Genomic DNA, 14,150 nt, shown 5'->3' with positions numbered 1-14,150 from the left:
AAACCGGCAGCAGCCCAATACACGTAGCCGTACCAAAACATCAACCGTTCAGTGGAATCAGTTGGTTGAAGTCGGAGGCAAGCGAGACGCACGTATGCGCATCGCGGAACGCGGGCGTGACGTCGCGCAAGCCGGGGTGGCCGCCACCCGTGCAAAAATCCGTGCCGACGTGCGCGCAACTTTCTACAGTCTTTTAGCGGCCCAGGAGCGGGTGACTGTTGCAAAGCAAACAGTGGAAATAGTTAGGAATGCCCGCGAAGCGGCAGCAAAGCGGGTTGCAGCCGGCAAAGTGGCTCCGCTTGAAGAAAGCAGGGCAAAGGTTGCTGAGTCTGGTGCTGAACTCGAGCAGGGTAAAGCGGAGTCGGACCTGCGTGTTGCTCGGCAGCAGATGCAGGCTCTACTAGGAGGGCAAGACTTCTCCTTTGGACCAGCGCTTGGTACCTTCGAGATCGCTCCTGAAGCACCTGCTGCATCGGAACTGTTGGCCCAGTTGGAGGACTCCCCATCCATCAGGCAGGCACGCTCTATGCTGGAGCAAAGCCGCGCATCAGCAGATCTAGAGCGTGCAAAGCGCTTGCCTGATCCGACCTTGAGCTTGGGTGTGAGGCGCGCGCAGGAGGTGGGGCGTAACCAACTTGTTTTTGGAATTTCGATACCACTTCCGGTGCTGGACACCAACCGCGGTAACCAGATCCAAGCACTGCGCCTTGCCGATCAAGCTGAAGAGAAGCTTCAAGCGCTGCGCGTCCAGATGCAGACAGATGTGTTTCAAGCCCGTGAGCAACTGGAAACCAGCCGTCGCCTTGCACAACAGCTATCAACCCAAGTACTGCCGACAGCACAAACTGCTTATGAAGCAGCCGTGAAGGGCTTTTCACTTGGAAAGTTTAGCTACCTCGACGTGCTGGACGCACAGCGCACATGGTTCGACGCGCGTAGCCAGTATCTAAGCCAGCTGCTGTCCACCCATAGCTCCGTCGCGGACCTCGAACGTCTGCTCGGATCGCAAGCTGATCAGTAAACCATTGAGCCGCCAAATGAAAACGAACTCTTCTTCAAGTTCTAGCCGTACGCCAACCGTCATAGCGATTGTGAGCATCCTGTCTGTAGGGGTTCTCGCAGCGACGCTGATTTTACGTTCAGGCAACTCGAGCTCCCCTGACTCCAGCGGACAGACCACTCAGTCCCAGGAGCACGGTCATGGCGAGGCCGCAGGCCATGCTGATCAAGAACATCATGGGGAGAAGGCTGCCAAGTCCCACAGCGATGACAAAGGCCATGCTGATGGTGAGCATCATGAAGAGGGCGATGGCAACAAGGCCAAGCCAGAAGCTTCCGCCAAGCCCGGCGCCGAAGCTGGTCATGACGAAGATGAAGGATTGATCCCGATGGATGCCCAACGCATCCAGGTTGCCGGCCTCAAGGCCGCTCAAGCTGGACCATCGGTTATCCGTAGCGTGTTGCAACTGCCTGGAGAGATTCGCTTTAACGAAGACCGCACCGCTCACGTGGTACCCCGAGTTGCCGGCGTCGCGGAAAGCGTGCCAGCCAACTTAGGTCAAAACGTTAAAAAGGGCCAGCTGCTGGCTGTTCTGAGCAGCGTTGCAGTGTCGGAGCAGCGCAGCGAACTGTTGGGCGCGCAAAAGCGTTTGGCACTCGCCCGAACCACCTATCAGCGTGAAAAGCAGCTTTGGGAGGAAAAGGTTTCGGCGGAGCAGGACTATCTGCAGGCCCAACAGGTACTACGCGAAGCTGAGATCGCGGTCTCCAACGCTCAGCAAAAGTTGGCAGCTACTGGTGCAGGCGCTGGCGCGGGCGCAGGGCTCAATCGCTTCGAACTACGGGCACCATTTGACGGTGTGATCGTGGAGAAGCACCTGTCTATCGGTGAGGCCGTTCAGGACACCACGCAAGTCTTCACAATCTCCGACCTTCGTTCTGTGTGGGCCGAGATGAGAGTCTCCGCCCCCGATCTGCCCTCAGTGCGTGTTGGCGAAAAGGCAACGGTTCGCGCGACAGCATTTGAATCTGCAGCGACGGGCGAAGTCTCCTATGTCGGCGCGCTCATCGGACAGGACACGCGAACTGCCCCAGCCCGTATCACCTTGCCGAACCCAGACGGTGCCTGGCGCCCAGGTCTGTTTGTGAATGTGGAGGTCACAGCATCCTCGCAGGAAGCCGCGCTCACCGTTGTGTCCACCGCAATTCAGCGCATCGAAAACCAAAAGACAGTGGTGTTCGTTCCAGTGCAAGGCGGCTTCCGGGCACAGCCGGTTCGAATCGGACGTACGGACTCCAAAAATACGGAAATCTTGGAAGGCCTCAAGCCTGGCCAAGCGTACGTGGCCGAAGGGAGTTTCCTCCTGAAGGCGGAGCTCGGCAAAGCCACGGCTGAACATGCTCATTGAGGCGGGGACCGGAGAACTACATGTTTGAACGCATCATCCGCTTTGCCATTGAGCAGCGCTGGCTTGTGCTGCTCGCCGTTTTCGGCATGGCAGCACTGGGCATCTTTAGCTACCAGCGCCTGGCCATCGACGCTGTGCCCGACATCACCAATGTCCAGGTGCAGATCAACACCCAGGCTCCCGGCTACTCTCCGCTGGAGACTGAGCAGCGCGTCACCTACCCGATAGAAACGGTGATGGCTGGACTGCCGAACCTGGAGCAGACGCGCTCGCTGTCGCGCTACGGCCTGTCTCAGGTTACCGTAGTGTTCAAGGACGGCACGGACATCTACTTCGCGCGCCAGCTCGTGGGCGAACGCATGCAACAGGCCCGAGAGAGCCTGCCAGACGGCGTGTCTCCCACCTTAGGGCCGATATCGACTGGCCTAGGAGAGATCTATCTCTGGACCGTTGAGGCGGAGGAAAACGCCAAAAAGCCCGATGGGTCTCCCTACACCCCTATGGACTTGCGGGAGATCCAGGATTGGGTGATCAAACCTCAGCTGCGCAACGTGCCAGGCGTTACTGAGATCAACTCAATTGGTGGCTACGCGAAGGAGTACCTCGTCGCGCCCTCTCCTGAGAAGCTCTCTGCCTACGGCTTCACACTGGCCGACATCGTGGCGGCGCTGCAGCGCAACAATGCAAACGTCGGCGCTGGCTACATCGAGCGCCAAGGCGAGCAATATTTGATCCGTGCGCCTGGTCAAGTGAAGGGCATTGCAGACATCCGTGAGGTCATCGTTGGCTCTGCACAGGGACAGCCTATTCGCATCCGTGACTTGGCAGAAGTGGGCCTTGGCCGCGAGCTGCGCACTGGCGCAGCCACCGACAACGGTCGCGAGGTAGTGCTGGGAACGGTGTTCATGCTGATTGGAGAGAACAGTCGAAAGGTTTCCCAGGCCGTCGATATTCGTATGCGGGAAATTAACCGCAACTTGCCCGAAGGCGTCAAAGCCGTAACGGTCTACGACCGTACGAACCTGGTGGACAAAGCCATTGCCACCGTCAAAAAGAACTTGCTCGAAGGCGCCGCCCTGGTGGTGGTCATCCTCTTCCTGTTCCTGGGTAACCTGCGTGCGGCGCTGATCACGGCGTTGATCATCCCACTGTCCATGTTGTTCACCTTCACCGGAATGGTGTACTACAAGGTCAGTGCCAACCTCATGAGCTTGGGGGCTCTCGACTTCGGCATCATCATCGATGGCGCCGTGGTGATCGTGGAAAACTGTGTCCGCCGTTTGGCCCATGCGCAAGAAGCGCGAGGCCGCCCCTTGACTCGCAGTGAGCGGTTTCATGAAGTGTTTGCTGCCGCCAAGGAAGCTCGGCGTCCGTTGCTCTTCGGCCAGCTCATCATCATGGTGGTCTATCTGCCCATCTTTGCCCTCACAGGGGTGGAAGGCAAGATGTTCCATCCCATGGCGTTGACTGTGGTCATTGCCTTGGCCGGCGCCATGCTGCTGTCCATCACGTTCATTCCTGCGGCTGTGGCCCTGTTCATGGGCGACAAAGTGGCCGAAAAGGAAAACCGCATCATGGGCTGGGCTCGGCAGGCGTACTCGCCTGTGCTTGCCCGCGTTATGGCGGCTCCAGCAGTGGTGTTGACAGCCGCAGGGGTGGCGATCGCACTCAGTCTTCTGCTTGCGACGCGCCTTGGTAGCGAGTTCGCTCCTAATCTCAACGAAGGTGATTTCGCCATACAAGCACTGCGCATACCAGGCACCAGCCTTACGCAGTCCTTGGAGATGCAGATACAGATCGAAAACACTCTGAAAAAGGAGTTCCCCGAGATCGATCGAGTGTTCGCCCGTACAGGTACTGCCGAGATCGCCTCGGATCCGATGCCTCCCAATATCTCAGACGGTTACATCATGCTCAAGCCTAAGGACCAGTGGCCAGACCCATCTCGTTCACGCGATGACCTGCTCGCTGCCATCCAAAGAACTGCTGACGGCGTGCCAGGCAACAACTATGAGTTTTCGCAGCCAATTCAGCTTCGTTTCAACGAACTGATCTCTGGCGTGCGTAGCGACGTCGCCGTCAAGATCTTTGGCGACGACATGGCAGTCCTGGAGAAGAACGCCCAAACAGTGGCGGGGATGCTTCAGCAGATCCAAGGCGCCTCTGAAGTTAAGGTTGAACAGACGACAGGCCTGCCCATGCTCACCGTTCAAATTGATCGTGAGAAGGCTTCACGCTATGGGCTGAACATGGGTGACGTACAGGACACCATCAGCGTTGCGTTGGGCGGAGGAGAAGCGGGGATCGTGTTCGAAGGCGATAAGCGCTTCGACATTCAAGTGCGCCTGCCGGAGAACATCCGCAATGACGTGGAAGCGCTGAGCCGCCTTCCCATCGCCTTGCCAAAGGGAGCAGATGGCCGAGTTGGTTTCGTTCCTTTGTCTTCCGTTGCTACCTTTGAGACAGCGCCTGGTCCCAACCAAGTCAGCCGAGAGGATGGGAAACGACGCATCGTCGTCAGCGCAAACGTGCGCGGACGTGACATCGGGTCCTTTGTGGGCGAAGCAGAGCAGCGCCTGGAGAGCTTGCAACTGCCGGCTGGTTACTGGACCCGTTGGGGAGGTACGTTTGAGAACCTGGAGTCCGCTCGGCAGAGGCTTCTGATCGTCGTACCCGTTGCACTTTTGATGGTGTTCGTGCTGCTCTTCGCAATGTTTGGAAACGTTCGGGACGGCCTCATCGTCTTCACGGGTATTCCGTTTGCGCTCACGGGAGGCATCTTGGCGCTATGGCTACGTGACATCCCGCTGTCGATTACGGCAGCGGTGGGTTTTATCGCGCTATCCGGGGTGGCAGTGCTCAACGGCCTGGTGATGATCTCCTACTTCCGTACATTGCGTGAAGAGGGTCGAAACGTAGCTGACGCCGTGACTGAGGGAGCCCTGACCCGGCTGCGGCCGGTCTTGATGACCGCCCTGGTCGCCTCACTTGGGTTCGTCCCCATGGCCATCGCCACGGGTACTGGAGCTGAAGTGCAGCGTCCCCTGGCCACCGTGGTGATCGGAGGGATCCTGTCCTCAACGATCCTCACGCTCTTAGTGCTGCCTTTGCTATACCGACTCATACACAGGAACGACCCTTCAGAAAGTGAAGGTCAAGGGAATCCCGAGAGTGGGGCACCGTCCTCTGGCAAGGTAGCGATCGTGTAACTGGGACAGCGATCGCTTTTTACAGGTCATGGCTTAATGCCATGGCCTTTTTTTGCGTCTAGAAGATTACAGCTTTGTCACTGCAATGTGTGCGTCCTGTGGGGGGCGTTTCTCTACAGTGAAGCCATCGACTTGAGATAGATCCAAATCTCGAGAATAGAATCAAAACTCTGTTGAAAGGAAATACAATGAAGCACCGTCGTTTTTACTCTGCATCTTTTATTGCAGCATTGGTCGCTTCGGCGGCGTTCGTTCTCCCTGGTACCGCTTCGGCAGAAAGCTACCAACACCCTGCCAACAATGAAGCGGGGGTGAAGACCTATCCCGAACACTTCAGGGGCGAAAAAACCCGTGAGCAAGTTCAAGCTGAAGCTGCAGCGGCCGTCCGTGAGGGGGGCACCAATCGTTTTAATACGGGAGTTTACCCGGCTGCCTCGAAGCAACCTACTACAGGCAAGACACGCGAAGAAGTAATTAACGAGCTGCTGAGGGAAACTCCTGCTGAGCGCGACGCCCGTCAGCGTTCGATGGGCGGTTAAGCACGAAATTGCTTAACACGACAGCCGTATACCATCCCAAAAGACGTGGCTATCTGTCATCAGCAATGACAAAATAGTCGCGCATAGAAAAGCAGATTATGCCTTCCTCTTTAGAACAGCGTTCTCTTGAGGAAGGCTTTCTGCGTTTGGCTCAAGCAAAAGAGCTAGTCATGAAAAATAATAATCAAAGCTTTCTACAGAAAATATCAGCGTACCTGACAGTTAGCCCAGCTCTTTTAATTATCGCGACAGGACTATGGATCGCGACTATTGGAAACATTCCATTGTGGAAAGCTCTGAGCCAACTGCCTGAAGGTGTCGATGCCAAGTTTTTTACAGGGTTTCTAACTGCGGTCGCTGCATTAAATATATCACTCATCGCAATCTTCGCCTGGGGGCGGCTGCTAAAGCCAGTCTTGATTTTTGCGATACTTACATCGTCTATCACAAGTTACTTCATGCTGAACTACGGGATAGTCATTGATCCCGGTATGGTGAGAAACACAATACAAACAGATGTGGCTGAAGCGAGAGATCTTGTCAGCGCACAAATGTTGCTTACCGTATTCTTGCTTTCAGCACTTCCAGTCGCGTTCATATGCCTTGCGAATGTAAAGAAAACTACCGTAATTAAATCTTTAGCCACCTCCATTGCGTTATCAGCAACGGGCTTAGTATTGGCAATTTTGTGCATATTTCTAATTTATCAGCCATTCTCCTCGACGATGAGAAATCATACAAAGATGAGATATCTGATAAACCCATTAAATACCTTTTACTCAACAATAAAGGTCGCCACGAATCCATTGGAACGGACAAATGTTGAGCTTTCAAAAATTGGCCAAGACGCTAAAATAAAAATACCCCCTGGAGAAACTACAGCCGCGCCCATCCTACTACTTATAGTCGGTGAAACTGCACGATCAGAAAGCTTTGGATTAAACGGGTACGAAAGGAATACAACTCCGCAGTTGTCCCAACGTACAGATATCTTCTCATCGAAAAATGCTTGGTCTTGCGGGACGAGTACAGCTGAGTCGCTTCCCTGCATGTTCTCTCACATGAGTAGAGAAAAATATTTCTCCAGAAAGCAAAATTACGAAAACATGCTCGATGTCTTGAGTCGCGCCGGGCTATCCGTCTTCTGGCTCGACAACCAGTCCGGGTGCAAGGGCATTTGCGCAAGGGTCGCAAACGAACAATTCAAGCATCAACCAAACAACCCTCTATGTGACAAAGAAGGTGTTTGCCAAGATTCAGCCATGCTGGACACTCTGGAAGAGCGTATTAAATGGCATCCAACAAATACAGAAGATAAAGGCAAGGTGATCGTGCTTCACCAGATGGGTAGCCATGGACCCGCCTATTACAAGAGATCAAGCATGCAGAGAAAGCCTTTCCAGCCCGAATGCAAATCAGCATCTCTGCAGCAATGTACACAGCAAGAGGTTATAAACGCCTACGACAACAGTATTGTTGAAACGGATCACTTCATAAATAGCTCTATAGAGTGGTTGCAAAATAAATTTCCATCAACCCCCACCGCTTTGATATACGTCTCTGACCATGGAGAGTCACTAGGCGAAAGCAACATTTATCTTCATGGTCTCCCCTACTCAATTGCACCCAGCGTGCAGAAAAGTATTCCATGGATAGTATGGCTCTCCGACTCTATGGAGGCATATGTAAAAAAAGATCTATCTTGCATCAAAGAGCAAAACAACGATAAAACAATTAGCCACGACAACTACTTTCATACAGTGCTTGGGTTAATGAATGTTCAAACAGATATTTATGACAAATCGCTAGACATCTCTGCACAATGCGCGAAGAAAGATTCGGTCTCCAACATGACAAATATGTAACCCAATCGAATAGAGCGTTCCGCTATCATATTTATTGATTTTATATTCAAAATCATCTCGAACGAGTTTTTTTGTAGGAGGTGAAAAATGAGTGAAGTTCGTTTTGAAGATTTAGCGTTAAGAATAAGAGCGCAGAGACTTGCAATTATCGCAAGCAACATCGCCAACGCAGACACACCGGGATATCAAGCAAAGGACTTAGATTTCAAAGGAGCGCTGGAACGGAGCAACGCAAAAATGCTCTCCGTCAATAGCTCCAGTAAGGGGCATATTCCCAGCTCTGAAATGAAATCAATTTATGACACAGACGTTGCCTTTCGTCCAGCATCACAAAATTCGCTAGACAAGAACACTGTCGATCTAGATCAGGAAAGATCTAGTTTTATTGATAACGCGATTCGCACAGAGCTTGCAATGAAGCAAGCTGTGGAAGAGTACTCTGAAATTGGCGATATGCTTGCCAAAATGGTTAAATAATTAGATCTAATTTCAAGGAAATTACATCATGGGTCTTAGCAAATGGTTATTTGGAAAAATGCAGGATAATAGCAATGGTGGCCATCACAGTAAAAACGGAGGTCATCACAATAAATACAATCAGCGCGCACAAAAGGGCAGCTATGGAGAGGTGGGATATGCGTGCCCGACCTGTAGAACACCTAACTCAGCTACAAGCCGCTTCTGCGGACAGTGTGGACTTTCATTGGTTTGCCGAGGTTGCGATGCAAATATCACGCCCGGTGCAAAGTTTTGCCCGCAGTGCGGACTAGCTGCTTCCTGAGTTGACCTTGCGTGCGCCAACTAGTACGCTGCGAAGCAGGTATCAATCTCATCCTGTCGTCGCCTAAATATCATGTCAAAAATACTGCGTCTAGACATACCGGTAGTGCTTCCATCGATTTCCTCAAGCGAGGATCTTCTAGTAAGAAGATTGTTAAATGATATCGAAGGAAGAGATGGGGTTGAGAAAGTACATCTCGAGCCCGGGCAGGATGGTGAATGGCCGAAGCTATGCATACACTATGATTCAGATAAGCTGCCATTAATTCGGATACGTGAACTAGTTCAAGCAGCTGGCTCCAGGGTCACAGACCGATGGGGCCATTTACTGCTCGAGCTAGATGGAATCAAGCACGCGCGCAAGGCCCAAACCGTTGAGGCCAAACTCAGAGAATTAGATGGCGTTTTGGAAGCGCAAGTAAGCGCGACTGGACAAGTTCATGTCGACTTCGACAAATCAAAAATAAAAGAAGCTGATATTTTGGAGTCTCTAAAAGAGTTGAGCGTCACGCCAGTTCAGTCAAAAGTAGAAAATCCTTCTACATCAAAAGGTCACGAACATTCCGAATCCGAATCGGATCATAAGCATGATCATGGGAATGGCGTCTTGGGAGAGAATGCCGAGATGATTTTCGCGATCACATGCGGCGCGCTGCTGGGATTGGGTGTAGTCATTGAGAAATTCGTAGCCAATGCACCATCTTGGCTACCACTTAGCTGCTTCGTATTAGCATATTTTTTTGGCGGATTCTTCACCTTAAGAGAAGCAATAGAGAACCTCAAACTTAAGAGGTTTGAAATAGATACCCTCATGCTTGTAGCTGCAGCGGGCGCTGCTGCTCTAGGCTCTTGGGCAGAAGGTGCATTACTACTTTTTCTTTTCAGCATTGGTCATGCCCTCGAACATTACGCGATGGGCCGCGCCAAGCGTGCAATTGAAGCACTCGCAGAGCTAGCACCTGATAAAGCAACAGTTCGGAGAGACGGAGAGGCCCGCGAAATTCCTGTCGAAGAACTGGTCGTAGGCGACACTGTCCTCATTAAGCCAAATGAGCGCATCGCGGCCGATGGCTTCATCGTACGCGGCAACTCTGCCATCAACCAAGCTCCAGTTACCGGCGAAAGCATTCCAGTTGACAAACGAGCTGTTGCTGATATTGATAGAGCCAGAGCAAAGCCCGATATTGTCGGATCGGAATCAAAGGTTTTTGCCGGAACGATTAATGGAGCTGGTGGTATCGAAATTGAGGTAACCAAAAAATCCTCAGACTCAGCACTGGCCAGAGTCGTGAAAATGGTTAGCGAAGCCGAGACCTTGAAATCACCGACTCAGCGCTTCACCGAGAAATTCGAGAAGGTATTTGTCCCAGCGGTTCTGCTGCTCGCATTTTTACTGCTTTTTGCGTGGGTTGTTGTTGACGAGTCATTCCGAGAGAGCTTCTACAGATCGATGGCTGTACTGGTCGCCGCCAGCCCATGTGCGCTCGCAATCGCCACACCAAGCGCTGTGCTGTCCGGTATAGCCCGCGCAGCTCGAGGAGGCGTACTGATCAAAGGTGGAGCTCCTCTAGAAGAACTTGGATCGCTGAATTCAATTGCCTTTGATAAAACCGGAACATTGACCGAAGGTCAGCCAAGGATTACCGATGTAGTTCCTCTGGAAGGAGTTACGCAGGAAGAACTGCTAGAAGTGGCCATAGCAGTTGAGTCTCTCAGCGACCACCCTCTTGCTGTAGCAATTGTGAAAGATGCAGGCGCCCGCATCACCGTGCCGGTCCGCCTGAATGCCGTCGATCTCAATAATTTGATTGGCCGCGGAGTGAAGGCAACCATCGACTCCAAACCGGTTTGGATCGGTAAGGCCGAGATGTTCGGCACTGAGGGAATTCCCAGTCTAAGTAGTCAATCAAAATTAATAATAGACAAACTCCGAGAATATGGCCGAACAACAATGTTTGTTCGGTTTGATGATAAAGAACTCGGAGCTATCGGTCTACTAGATACTCCGAGACCTGGAGCGAAGGAAGCACTGCAAGAACTGCGTCGTCTAGGCATTTCTAGAATGATAATGATCTCTGGTGACCACCAAAAGGTTGCGGATGCGATTGCTAAAGAGGTAGGCCTAGACGAGGCTTGGGGTGACCTCATGCCCGAAGACAAAGTTAAGGCAATACGAGACCTAAAGAAAAGCACTAAAGTCGCCATGGTTGGAGATGGCGTTAACGATGCCCCCGCCATGGCGAACTCCACGGTAGGAATTGCGATGGGAGCTGCCGGTTCCGACGTGGCTCTAGAAACAGCGGATGTCGCATTAATGGCAGATGATCTAAAGCATTTGCCATTTGCGGTAGGCCTGAGTCGACACACCAGATCAGTCATACGACAGAATGTCTTCGTGAGCTTAGGTATAGTCGCAGTCCTAGTTCCGGCTACTATTATGGGACTTAGTATTGGTGCTGCGGTCGCGGTCCATGAAGGATCAACCCTATTAGTGGTTTTCAATGCACTACGTTTGCTAGCCTACAAGAAGCAGCAGATTTGATCGGTGCTGACCACATAGTCTGAAAAACTGGCCCTTCGATACGGGCCAGTTTTAATTGGTGCATCGACCCTGCAGAGCGGCCTCAGAATAGAAAATATGTTTCAAGAAAAATTGGGAAATTATATAGATTTCAATCGATACCAGTTTCATATCACCCATCTCTTTACACCGTTCCTCCCAATAATTGCCATGTCATATGTACTCATGGCAGGAGGAGGTGATCAATGGCTTGCTGAATCTATATACAGGATGCAAGGCCATGAATGGCAGATGGTCGATAACTGGTTCGCGTCAACAATACTTCATCGAGGCGGAAAAATTGCAAGCATCCTCGCAGCAATAACAGTTTTCTGCCTCTACAGTCTTTCTTTTCTTAAATGCCCGCCATACATTCGGCTGTGGAGAACGCCACTGTGCTATTTGCTACTTACCATAATAGCGAGTGTGGTAGCAATAAACTCCTTAAAGTCACTAACCAACATGGACTGCCCTTGGAGCCTGGTGGACTACGGAGGGGATCGCCCATTTGTAGGGTTATTTGAGACCAGGCCTCCAGGCCTCGGGCGAGGAAAATGCTTTCCTGCCGGGCATGCTAGTGCTGGATATGCATGGATTAGCCTCTATTTTTTCTTCCTAATGGTTAAACCATCGTACCGATGGCTGGGCCTCGCCATTGGAATATTGTCCGGATTGATCTTTGGCCTGACGCAGCAGTTTCGAGGCGCTCATTTTGCATCCCATGACCTCTGGTCTTTAGCAATCTGCTGGTACATATCAGCACTGATGTACGCCTTCTTCTCAAAATTTGGATATCACCCCCGCAGCCACTATTGTGAAAAACAACTCCACCAAACCTAATATTTTCGTCAATCAGCAGAAGAGCCGAAAAGGACTAAACCGACTAATTCACGCAACGCGTTACTCCTGGCGAGGCATCCTAGATGCTTGGCATGAAAAGGCATTCAGGCTAGAGTGCAAGATATTTCTCATATCCGCACCTTTGGCATTGTTGATTGGAAACGGTTGGCTGGAGAAGTTTCTACTTATCGCAAGCATCTGGCTCTTGATGTTAATAGAAGTTCTCAATTCTGCCATCGAATCTGCAATAGACAGGGTAGGCTCCGAAGAGCACGAACTCTCTAGAAGAGCAAAAGACCTAGGTAGTGCGGCAGTGCTGATGGGCATACTGCTATGCTTGGCACTATGGACAGCTGCCATATACAACAACATCCGAATTTTCAATTAAAAAAAGCCCACCTAAGGTGGGCTTTTCTTTAGATGGCAGACAAATTACCCACCATACTCATATTCATTGGGGGCAACAAACATTGACCTGCCTTGGGCATCAAAACCCTTGGGAGCAAATTTTGCGATCGGTACTTCAGAATGGTAAATTGAATCAGCCTTCCAGATGAACGTTTTTCCGTTGCTCGAAAACTTAATAATTTCTCCACAATTTATGTTTATTGGTTTTTTCTGAGAAAGGTCTATCGTTCGAAAATTCGGAGACTGAACCTCAGAGCCGTAGTAAGACTTTCCGGTAGGGAAAGTATCCGCCCATGCTTGGCTCGTAACGAGCATCATGGCAACAGCGGCAAGCGACAGAGTGGACTTCATTGGAGACTCCTTTCCTATAAAAAAATGCCATGGAGCACTAACTCCATGGCATTCACTGTAACCGAGCCAATATTTAAATTTGCAAGCTGGACAGTTACTTTCCTGTCACATTGCAGACTGCAAACCTGGCTTTTTAGAAGGAATGACGAATACCGACTTCTGCGCCAGTAGAACTACCGCCTCCAGCCAGACCAGACGCCCCGCCGACCAAGCTGAAGTTCGCACCACCCTTGTTCGTGATACGGGCGATAGTGCCGTAGACAGCCGTACGGGTGGACATGTTGTGGACGTAGCCGATTGCGTACTTGTTAGCATCGCTCTGGTTGTAACCAACGGGGCCCTTGCGCGAATCGGTGCGCACATAAGATGCTCGGATGTAGTCCTTGCCTACAGGCACCGTCACACCAACTTGCCAGCGATCTTCTGAACCCGCGGTACGAGAGCCATAAGTTCCAAAGGGCAGATCATCACGCTGGAAATAACCCATCAGAGTCGCTACACCGAAGTTATACGACGCTGCTGCACCATATTGCTTGAGCTTGGCTCCGGAAGTCGTGACATCGGTTGCACCGTACGAAAGCGAGACGCTCAGAGGACCGTTGTCATAGGCCAACCGCCCAGCCATGTGTCGGCCAACGCGGGTCAGCGGATCTTCGTCCATAGCGTACATTGCTTCCGCTTGGAAACCCGCGAACTTCGGAGAGAAATACTGAATGGCATTGTCGTAACGATAGTACGACGCGATTGTGCCAGGCAAGCGGCTGGTGACGTTGGAGCCGGCCAGGCCGATCACATTGAAGGGATCGAACTTGGTTGCATTAATGGAAGCAGGCGAGAAATCACGACCCAGGCGAACTTCACCAAAATTGCCCATCAGGCTGATCGTCGAGCGACGCTGGAAGAATTTTCCCGTCGAGCTGAAGGTGCCGGTATCGGCATTAACGTCAGACTCAAGCCAGAAACCCGCTTTCAGGCCTCCGCCAAGATCTTCTACGCCGCGAAAACCGAAGCGGCCGGACGCCAGACCGCTGTTATTCATCGTCAGGTTGCTTGGAAGGTTGCTGTTGTTCACGTAACGCGTGTTTACGTCAACGATACCAAACAGGGTGACGGATGATTGAGCACTTGCACCGGCAGCAACACCTGCCAACGACAACGCAACTATATGTTTGAGGTTCATGATCAGTTTC

12 protein-coding genes are annotated in these 14,150 nt (G+C 51.8%); 10 read left to right on the top strand and 2 right to left on the bottom strand.

All coding sequences use genetic code 11. The features are described from left to right. From DTS01S_RS28330 to DTS01S_RS28290, 10 genes are all read left to right on the top strand, one after another. Positions 1-1,021: TolC family protein (locus DTS01S_RS28330; protein ID WP_061289946.1), on the top strand; the 1,021-nt coding region annotated here is incomplete at its 5' end. 16 nt (positions 1,022-1,037) lie between these two features. Then, positions 1,038-2,408 carry an efflux RND transporter periplasmic adaptor subunit gene (locus tag DTS01S_RS28325; protein WP_061289943.1) on the top strand — a complete coding sequence of 457 codons (1,371 nt, stop codon included), beginning with the start codon at positions 1,038-1,040 and terminating at the stop codon, positions 2,406-2,408. 20 nt (positions 2,409-2,428) lie between these two features. Further along, positions 2,429-5,617: an efflux RND transporter permease subunit gene (locus DTS01S_RS28320; protein ID WP_061289940.1), complete on the top strand. Its 3,189-nt coding sequence runs from the start codon at positions 2,429-2,431 to the stop codon at positions 5,615-5,617. 188 nt (positions 5,618-5,805) lie between these two features. Further along, positions 5,806-6,156, top strand: a complete 351-nt coding sequence (locus DTS01S_RS28315) for a DUF4148 domain-containing protein (protein WP_061289937.1) — start codon at positions 5,806-5,808, stop codon at positions 6,154-6,156. Positions 6,157-6,254: 98 nt separating this feature from the next. After that, on the top strand, positions 6,255-8,021 hold the full coding sequence (locus tag DTS01S_RS28310; RefSeq protein WP_306307631.1) for a phosphoethanolamine transferase: 1,767 nt from the start codon (positions 6,255-6,257) through the stop codon (positions 8,019-8,021). Between the two features lie 87 nt (positions 8,022-8,108). After that, the gene (gene flgB / locus DTS01S_RS28305; protein ID WP_061289931.1) at positions 8,109-8,498 is read left to right on the top strand and encodes a flagellar basal body rod protein FlgB; all 390 of its coding nucleotides are present in this window, start codon (positions 8,109-8,111) and stop codon (positions 8,496-8,498) included. Between the two features lie 28 nt (positions 8,499-8,526). Then, a complete protein-coding gene (locus DTS01S_RS30145) occupies positions 8,527-8,802 on the top strand; it encodes a double zinc ribbon domain-containing protein (protein WP_074932099.1) in 276 nt (91 codons plus the stop codon). A gap of 72 nt (positions 8,803-8,874) precedes the next feature. Beyond that, positions 8,875-11,343, top strand: a complete 2,469-nt coding sequence (locus DTS01S_RS28300; RefSeq protein ID WP_061289928.1) for a heavy metal translocating P-type ATPase — start codon at positions 8,875-8,877, stop codon at positions 11,341-11,343. Between the two features lie 96 nt (positions 11,344-11,439). Next, complete coding sequence (locus tag DTS01S_RS28295) at positions 11,440-12,201, top strand: phosphatase PAP2 family protein (protein WP_061289925.1); 762 nt, start codon at positions 11,440-11,442, stop codon at positions 12,199-12,201. Beyond that, positions 12,176-12,589, top strand: coding sequence for a diacylglycerol kinase (locus DTS01S_RS28290; RefSeq protein WP_061289923.1), 414 nt, complete (start codon positions 12,176-12,178; stop codon positions 12,587-12,589). Before DTS01S_RS28295 ends, DTS01S_RS28290 begins: the two co-directional genes overlap by 26 nt. A 44-nt stretch (positions 12,590-12,633) precedes the next feature. On the opposite strand, the gene DTS01S_RS28285 is transcribed toward DTS01S_RS28290, so the two are convergent. Both DTS01S_RS28285 and DTS01S_RS28280 read right to left on the bottom strand, forming a co-directional pair. Beyond that, positions 12,634-12,960: a CzcE family metal-binding protein gene (locus DTS01S_RS28285; protein WP_061289920.1), complete on the bottom strand. Its 327-nt coding sequence runs from the start codon at positions 12,958-12,960 to the stop codon at positions 12,634-12,636. Between the two features lie 133 nt (positions 12,961-13,093). Beyond that, positions 13,094-14,140 carry a porin gene (locus DTS01S_RS28280; protein WP_061289917.1) on the bottom strand — a complete coding sequence of 349 codons (1,047 nt, stop codon included), beginning with the start codon at positions 14,138-14,140 and terminating at the stop codon, positions 13,094-13,096. Between the last annotated feature and the right edge of the window lie 10 nt (positions 14,141-14,150).

This window comes from Delftia tsuruhatensis NBRC 16741 (assembly GCF_001571325.1).
In the GTDB taxonomy this organism is placed as follows: Bacteria; Pseudomonadota; Gammaproteobacteria; order Burkholderiales; family Burkholderiaceae_C; genus Comamonas; species Comamonas tsuruhatensis.
The sequence above is the reverse complement of the archived record's forward strand: the minus strand, read 5'-3'. Positions and strand labels throughout refer to the sequence as shown.

Coding starts and splice junctions, on each gene's coding strand:
- DTS01S_RS28325 (WP_061289943.1), top strand. CDS start 1,038: ATGAAAACGAACTCTTCTTCAAGTTCTAGCCGTACGCCAACCGTCATA.
- DTS01S_RS28320 (WP_061289940.1), top strand. CDS start 2,429: ATGTTTGAACGCATCATCCGCTTTGCCATTGAGCAGCGCTGGCTTGTG.
- DTS01S_RS28315 (WP_061289937.1), top strand. CDS start 5,806: ATGAAGCACCGTCGTTTTTACTCTGCATCTTTTATTGCAGCATTGGTC.
- DTS01S_RS28310 (WP_306307631.1), top strand. CDS start 6,255: ATGCCTTCCTCTTTAGAACAGCGTTCTCTTGAGGAAGGCTTTCTGCGT.
- flgB (WP_061289931.1), top strand. CDS start 8,109: ATGAGTGAAGTTCGTTTTGAAGATTTAGCGTTAAGAATAAGAGCGCAG.
- DTS01S_RS30145 (WP_074932099.1), top strand. CDS start 8,527: ATGGGTCTTAGCAAATGGTTATTTGGAAAAATGCAGGATAATAGCAAT.
- DTS01S_RS28300 (WP_061289928.1), top strand. CDS start 8,875: ATGTCAAAAATACTGCGTCTAGACATACCGGTAGTGCTTCCATCGATT.
- DTS01S_RS28295 (WP_061289925.1), top strand. CDS start 11,440: ATGTTTCAAGAAAAATTGGGAAATTATATAGATTTCAATCGATACCAG.
- DTS01S_RS28285 (WP_061289920.1), bottom strand. CDS start 12,960: ATGAAGTCCACTCTGTCGCTTGCCGCTGTTGCCATGATGCTCGTTACG.
- DTS01S_RS28280 (WP_061289917.1), bottom strand. CDS start 14,140: ATGAACCTCAAACATATAGTTGCGTTGTCGTTGGCAGGTGTTGCTGCC.